We start from the raw sequence: 5,505 nt of genomic DNA on the forward strand, positions 1-5,505 counted from the left end.
CAAAGTGTTCAAGAATGCTGTGGCGATGATCGGCGTCAAGGGCACTGCCCTGCTCGATCACCTTCACCTGGAATCGATCGGCCACCAGCCGCGCACTCGCATGGGGCCCCTGCTCCACCAACGGCCAGCCCTCGAGGCGCTCCTGAGCCTGCTCGAACTTGGCTCGGGCTTCCGGTGCGGTGATCGTGTCGGAGATGGCCAGCAGGGCAATCACCTGATCGCCCTGTTTCAGGCGCGCCTCGCTGAACCCCCGCTTCTCCTGCGACATCGTCACCCGGAATTCTGGATCCGAGGGGGGGAACAGCCGGTTGAAGCTGGTGCCGTTCACCACCTGCTGCAACGGCACATCGGCGACCGTTCCTCCGGGCAACCAGTCGGCGAAGGGGAGCAGAAGCACTCCGCCCACCAGTAAGCCAGCGGCCAGCACAAGAGAGACAAACCAGCGAAGCGGACGGGGCATCACCATCACAGTGTCCTCAGGCGAGTCCGACGAGTTTCATGGACAGGTCCCAGGTCTTGGCAGCGGTTTCGGGATCGCTGGCCTTGTCTGAAAGTTCCTGGATGAACTGTTGACCATTCGCCTTCTGGCGGTTGCCCCAGCTCCAGTGCGCGCCCGACACGGCGAAGGCCGGATCCGCCACGACCTGGGCCACCCGCTCACCGGCCAGCTCCTGGCTCACATAACCGCCGGTGATGTTCTTCTGGAACCAGGGGAAGATGGTCTGAAAGGCCCTCGGGGTGTTGCGGAACAAGGGCGTGTCGGCCACGCAGCCGGGATAGAGCGAGCTGAAGATGATCCCCGTGGAGTCGTGCAGACGACGGTGCAGCTCCTGGGTGGTGATCATGTTGCAGAGCTTGCTGTCCTTGTAGGCCTTGCCGGGCTTGAAAGCCTTGCTGTTGGCCATGCTGATCGGCGCCTTGAAGCCTGCCTCGAAACCTGAGAGGTCTCCCAGGTCTGCGGGGGCCGGGATCGGAATCTTGCCGCCCAGCTCCTTGGAGTTGGCCGTGACCGTTCCAAGGATCACCAGCCTGCGCGAGGGATGGCTCGACTTCTTCAGGTCGTCGAGCAGGGCTTGGATCAGCAGGAAATGCCCGAAATGGTTGGTGGCCATCGAGATCTCGTAGCCCTGGGGCGAGCGTTCCGGTTCCTTCAGCCGTGGTTTGTAGACGGCGGCATTGCAGACCAGGGCGTCAAGGCTGCGGCCGGTGGCATGGAAGGCGTTCACCAGCCGGCGCACACTCTCGAGATCACCCAGATCCACCTGCAGGTGGGTGAGGGAGCTCTCAGGGATCGCCAGAGAACTGGCTGCTGCCTTGGCCTTGGCCAGATCGCGGCAGGCCATCACCACATGCCAGCCGCGCTGGGCCAGGGCTTTGGCGGCGTACAGGCCAACGCCGGAGGAAGCTCCGGTGATCATCACAGTCCCAATCTGCCCAGCGCTGCCCATGCCGGGACTGGAGGGGCTTGACGGGGTGGGAGCGCTGGAAGCAGACGCCATCGGGGCGCGGCGGTTCGGGGGGCCTCAACCTAAGGACAAGGCCAGCAACCAGTGCCGAGTGCGGAGCGAAGTTCAACACAAGGTCACGTTGAACAGAGGCGACCGACGGCATCCTTGTGGCATCGGTCAACGACCTATAGCGTTAACAGGTGCTGGTTGACCGGTTCTGTGTGGTCAGAAACTCAACAAGGAGGAAAAACCCCGCAGGAGTTCAGCGCTGAACCTGGGCCGGGAGCGGTTGGGTGCTGATCAAGGGCCTGCCGGCTGGGGCAGGGGCGGGCTTGGGTTCGGTGGGTTCGTTCCACACCACCCGCAGACGGTTGGGGGCGATCCACTGATCCTGTTCGCGAATCAGCCGCTGCTCACCGGTGGTGACGAAGAGTTGATCGAAGCGCTTCTGTGCCTTCTGCAGTTTGGCTTGTTCGATCTGAAGAATGGCACTAAGTTCGTCGTGCTGGTTCAGCCGTTGCTGATAGGCACCAGCCAGATGAACCAGGCTGAGGCCCGCCAGCAGGGTCATGCCCAGCTTGACGCTGAGGCCAATCACGCTGCAGAGCAACTCCTGCCGGTCGGTCGATCCCTGGTGGATGGCCACCGCTGCCGCTGCACTCACGGGTGGTGCGGCGGCTGATCGCGAGGCTGGCCGTCGCCTGGATGCCGCCTGACGCCTTGGTGCGGTTACGGGCCTGAGCTGCTGCGCGGCGGACAAGGGGGAGAAGGAGAAGTGTGGCCCGCTTCTAGCAGTTCAGGCGCGACCTGCCAAGGGCGAGCCTTCGATTCAGGCCCGGTAGAGGCTGACGCAGAGACGAATCGCCAGAATGCCGGCGTGGGCGGCGACCACCAGGGCAATCAGAACCTCTGCCTGGCTGAGTGTTGTGACCATGGCCAACGATGGGAAACAGATGTCGCCACCATTGTTCGGCTCCGTTCCGCCCGAAGCCAGGTGATGGCATCGGGCTGTCACAGCTCTTGATGGCTCAACCTCCCTCCAGCCTCTCTGTATCCGCCGAGAGTATCCGCACTCTTGATCTCTCGCCGCTGCAACCCTGGAGCGCCTGCGCTCCGGCTGACCTGCTTGCCGCCGCCGGAGCCCTGGGCCTCGATTTCGACTGGCCCCGTCAGTCAGACGATCCCCGCGAGCTCTCCGAACTGCCTGAACTACGCCTCTGGAGCCTGCGGGCCGATGCGCTTCACCCCTGGCTGCCCCTGGTGCTCGACCGCAGCAGTGGCCAGCTCTGCCGTCACGTGGCGATGCTTCTACCCCATGGTTTCAGCCGCCACGAGGGGATCCGCTTCGCGCCGGAGAGCCTCGAGCTCTGGATCACCCATCGCTTTTTCCTGCTGGATCACTGGAGCCAGGAGCGGGGTCTGAACTGCCGCCAGGGGCTTGCTCAGATGGCCGCGGTGCTGGGTTTCGAGCTCGATCCCAGCTTCTGGGATCCGATCAGCCCAGCAGCAGGCTGAGGGCCCGCCGGCCACTGTCGAGGGCCAACAGGCCGGTGAGCCCGCGCAGCAGTTGCACCAGCAGGGTCTCCGGAACCCGCTCCAGCCGTGCGGCCGACCAGCGGGCCGCCACTGAGGCCGTTCCCCCAAGGGTGAGGGCGATGGTCCCCTGGGCCTTTGCCCCGATCAGGAAGGTCACCGACGCTGCAGACGAAGAACAGAGCACCGCCAGGGTGCTGAGGCGGATGGCTTCGCGCACCGGCAGCCGCAGGCTTCCCAGCATCAGGGGGACCATCAACAGGCCCCCTCCCACCCCCAACAGCCCTCCGGCCAGGCCGGCCAGGCTGCCCACCAGGGCCAGGGCCGGCAACGGAGCAGGCCCTGGCGACGGTGCCGGCTCCTGGTCGCGGCGCGACGAGATCGTCAGGGTCAGGGTCACGTACATCAGGGCCTGCAGTCCCAGCAGCTGCCAGCCGCTGAGCAGTCCCCCCAGGCGGCTGAACAGCAGCCCGCTCAGGGCTGCACTGAGACCGATGGCCAGGCCAGCCGCCGGCAGCACCCGACCCTGGCGCAGATGCACCCAGGTTCCCCCCAGGGTGGTGGGCACGATCGCCAGGGTGCTGGTGGCCAGGGCCTGATGGGGGGGAAGGCCCACCAGCAGCAGCATCGGTGAGTACACCAGACCGCCGCCGATGCCCAGCAGCCCCGAGAGCAGCCCGGCCACCACACCGAGGGGCACCAGCACCAGCAGATCGCCCAGCATGATCGGGTTGAACGGCGGTCGCACGGTGGCACCAGCATCCCCTGCTGATCCCCCTTTTCCGTCGAGCTGGCGCTGGATCCCCCCCCTATGCCTGAGCGGCGACTGGCAGATGGCCATCGACGACTGGCTGCTGGATCAGCTGTTGCTCAAGCCAGGTCAGGGAGTTGTGCGCCTCTATACCTGGAGCACTCCGACCCTCTCGCTCGGCTACCACCAGCGCGCCATCCCTTCGGCCTGGCGAAGCGCGGCCCGGCAGGGCCGTGTGGCCCTGGTGCGCCGGCCCAGCGGCGGTGGCGCCGTGCTCCATGCCGGGAGCCTCACCTATGCCCTGCTCTGGCCCGATCCTCCCCGCCAGCGCCAGCTGGCCTACAGCCTGGTAGGCACCTGGCTTGCGCAGTCCTTGGCCCCCCTGGGCCTGGCCCTGAGCCCTGGCCAGGAGGAGGCCACGCCCCCGTCCGCCAACTGCTTCGCCCGCAGCACCGCCGCTGATCTGGTGGGCAGCGATCGCCAGAAGCGGGTGGGCAGCGCCCAGCTCTGGCGCAGGCGCCAGCTCCTGCAGCACGGCAGCGTGCTGATCGACCCACCATCCGCTCTGTGGCAGGAGCTGTTTGGATCGACCCCAGCGGCTCCACCCTCAGCTCAAGGGCTCTCTGCGGCTGCGCTGGAGCACCACCTCAACCGCACGGTGATCAGTGCCCTGGGGGGAGGCCCGTTGCTGGTTGAGCCACTTAGGCCTCAGGAGTGGGAGGCGATAGATCGCCGCCGCCACCGGTTTCGACTGTCCTGAGAGAAGGCCGGGAGATGGGGTGGATCAGCCCTCACCACTCTCGGCGATCCCCCGGGCCACCTGGGCCAGGGCCAGCCCGAGGGGGTAGGTTCCCTGGCGCCGGGCGGCCTCCAGCAATGGTGGAGGCAGGCGCAGTCCCAGGCGGGCCAGCACCACTTCCGAGAGTTCCGGGCGCTCCAGGGTGCCACTCGGCAGGCCTGCGGAACCCAGCACCAGCAGGCGATCGACGCCGGGCTCATCCAGTTGCAGGGCGGCCTGCCAGAGCGGCGCATCATGCTGGATGCTGGGAAGGCTGCTCAGGGGCTCGATGTGGTCGAGAACCCGTTCCTGATCCCAGCGCTGAACCGGCAGGGTCTGCAGGGGGTCGTCGCCGATCACCCCTTTCCAGCGACCCCGCTCGCAGACGAGAACCCAGTCGGGACTGCCGTCGCTGTCGTCACGGCGCATCCGAGAGAGCTCGCGCAAGGGCGCATCGCCCTCCAGCACCCGGAACCGGCGGCGGGAGGCCTCACTGACCTTGAGGTCCTTGAGGGCCTTCTGCAGCGCCAGGAGCTGGTTCTGGTTTCTGGAGGCCCCCAGCCCGAACCACCCCAGCATGATCAGCCAGAAGGCCCCCAGCCCACCGCCCCGCAGCAGCAGCAGGGTGCCCATGCCCACGGCCATCAGCGAGAGGAAGCGGCCCATGGCGGTGGCCACCTGGACGCCTCGTCGCTGACTGCCGGTCCACTGCCACACCAGCGCCTTGACGATCAGGCCTCCATCCAGTGGCAGGCCGGGGAGAAGGTTGAACAGGGCCAGCACCAGGTTCAGGACTCCCAACTGGCTGACCATTTCACCCAGCAACGGTGAGAGATGGGCGACCGAATGGCTGCTGCCCAGGAACAGTGCGGCCAGCAGCAGGCTGACCAGGGGGCCAGCGGCAGCATCCAGGGGCAAGCTACACAGTACCCATAGTTGGCTGGCTCGCTTCAGCGCCGGCGGCTCCACGGCACTTGCGGATCAAAGGGCCTGCG

Annotated in this window: 7 protein-coding genes and 1 pseudogene; 2 read left to right on the forward strand and 6 right to left on the reverse strand. The window is 66.6% G+C overall.

Annotated elements, in window-relative coordinates; all coding sequences use genetic code 11:
- The 4 genes from KBY78_RS15715 to psaM all read right to left on the reverse strand — a co-directional run.
- The coding region (locus tag KBY78_RS15715; RefSeq protein WP_255144421.1) for a hypothetical protein at positions 1-460 on the reverse strand (460 nt) is incomplete at its 3' end.
- Between the two features lie 16 nt (positions 461-476).
- On the reverse strand, positions 477-1,448 hold the full coding sequence (locus KBY78_RS15720) for a protochlorophyllide reductase (RefSeq protein WP_255144423.1): 972 nt from the start codon (positions 1,446-1,448) through the stop codon (positions 477-479).
- Positions 1,449-1,710: 262 nt separating this feature from the next.
- Complete coding sequence (locus KBY78_RS15725) at positions 1,711-2,112, reverse strand: hypothetical protein (RefSeq protein ID WP_006171073.1); 402 nt, start codon at positions 2,110-2,112, stop codon at positions 1,711-1,713.
- Positions 2,113-2,277: 165 nt separating this feature from the next.
- Positions 2,278-2,382 (reverse strand): photosystem I reaction center subunit XII, encoded by a 105-nt coding sequence (gene psaM, locus KBY78_RS15730; protein WP_037979659.1) that lies wholly within the window; start codon positions 2,380-2,382, stop codon positions 2,278-2,280.
- Positions 2,383-2,471: 89 nt separating this feature from the next.
- On the opposite strand from psaM, the gene KBY78_RS15735 reads away from it, so the two are divergent.
- Positions 2,472-2,963, forward strand: a complete 492-nt coding sequence (locus KBY78_RS15735; protein WP_006171075.1) for a CRR6 family NdhI maturation factor — start codon at positions 2,472-2,474, stop codon at positions 2,961-2,963.
- On the opposite strand, the gene KBY78_RS15740 is transcribed toward KBY78_RS15735, so the two are convergent.
- Positions 2,944-3,705 (reverse strand): sulfite exporter TauE/SafE family protein, encoded by a 762-nt coding sequence (locus tag KBY78_RS15740; protein WP_255144424.1) that lies wholly within the window; start codon positions 3,703-3,705, stop codon positions 2,944-2,946. The two genes, KBY78_RS15735 and KBY78_RS15740, sit on opposite strands and share 20 nt — an antisense overlap.
- A 109-nt stretch (positions 3,706-3,814) precedes the next feature.
- Between KBY78_RS15740 and KBY78_RS15745 the strand changes: the two genes are divergently transcribed.
- Positions 3,815-4,492, forward strand: coding sequence for a lipoyl protein ligase domain-containing protein (locus tag KBY78_RS15745; RefSeq protein WP_255144422.1), 678 nt, complete (start codon positions 3,815-3,817; stop codon positions 4,490-4,492).
- A gap of 24 nt (positions 4,493-4,516) precedes the next feature.
- Here KBY78_RS15745 and KBY78_RS15750 read toward each other — a convergent pair.
- A pseudogene (locus tag KBY78_RS15750) lies at positions 4,517-5,416 on the reverse strand (site-2 protease family protein); the annotation flags it as partial.
- Positions 5,417-5,505: the final 89 nt, after the last annotated feature.

The organism is Synechococcus sp. EJ6-Ellesmere (assembly GCF_024345875.1).
GTDB lineage: Bacteria > Cyanobacteriota > Cyanobacteriia > PCC-6307 > Cyanobiaceae > Regnicoccus_A > Regnicoccus_A antarcticus.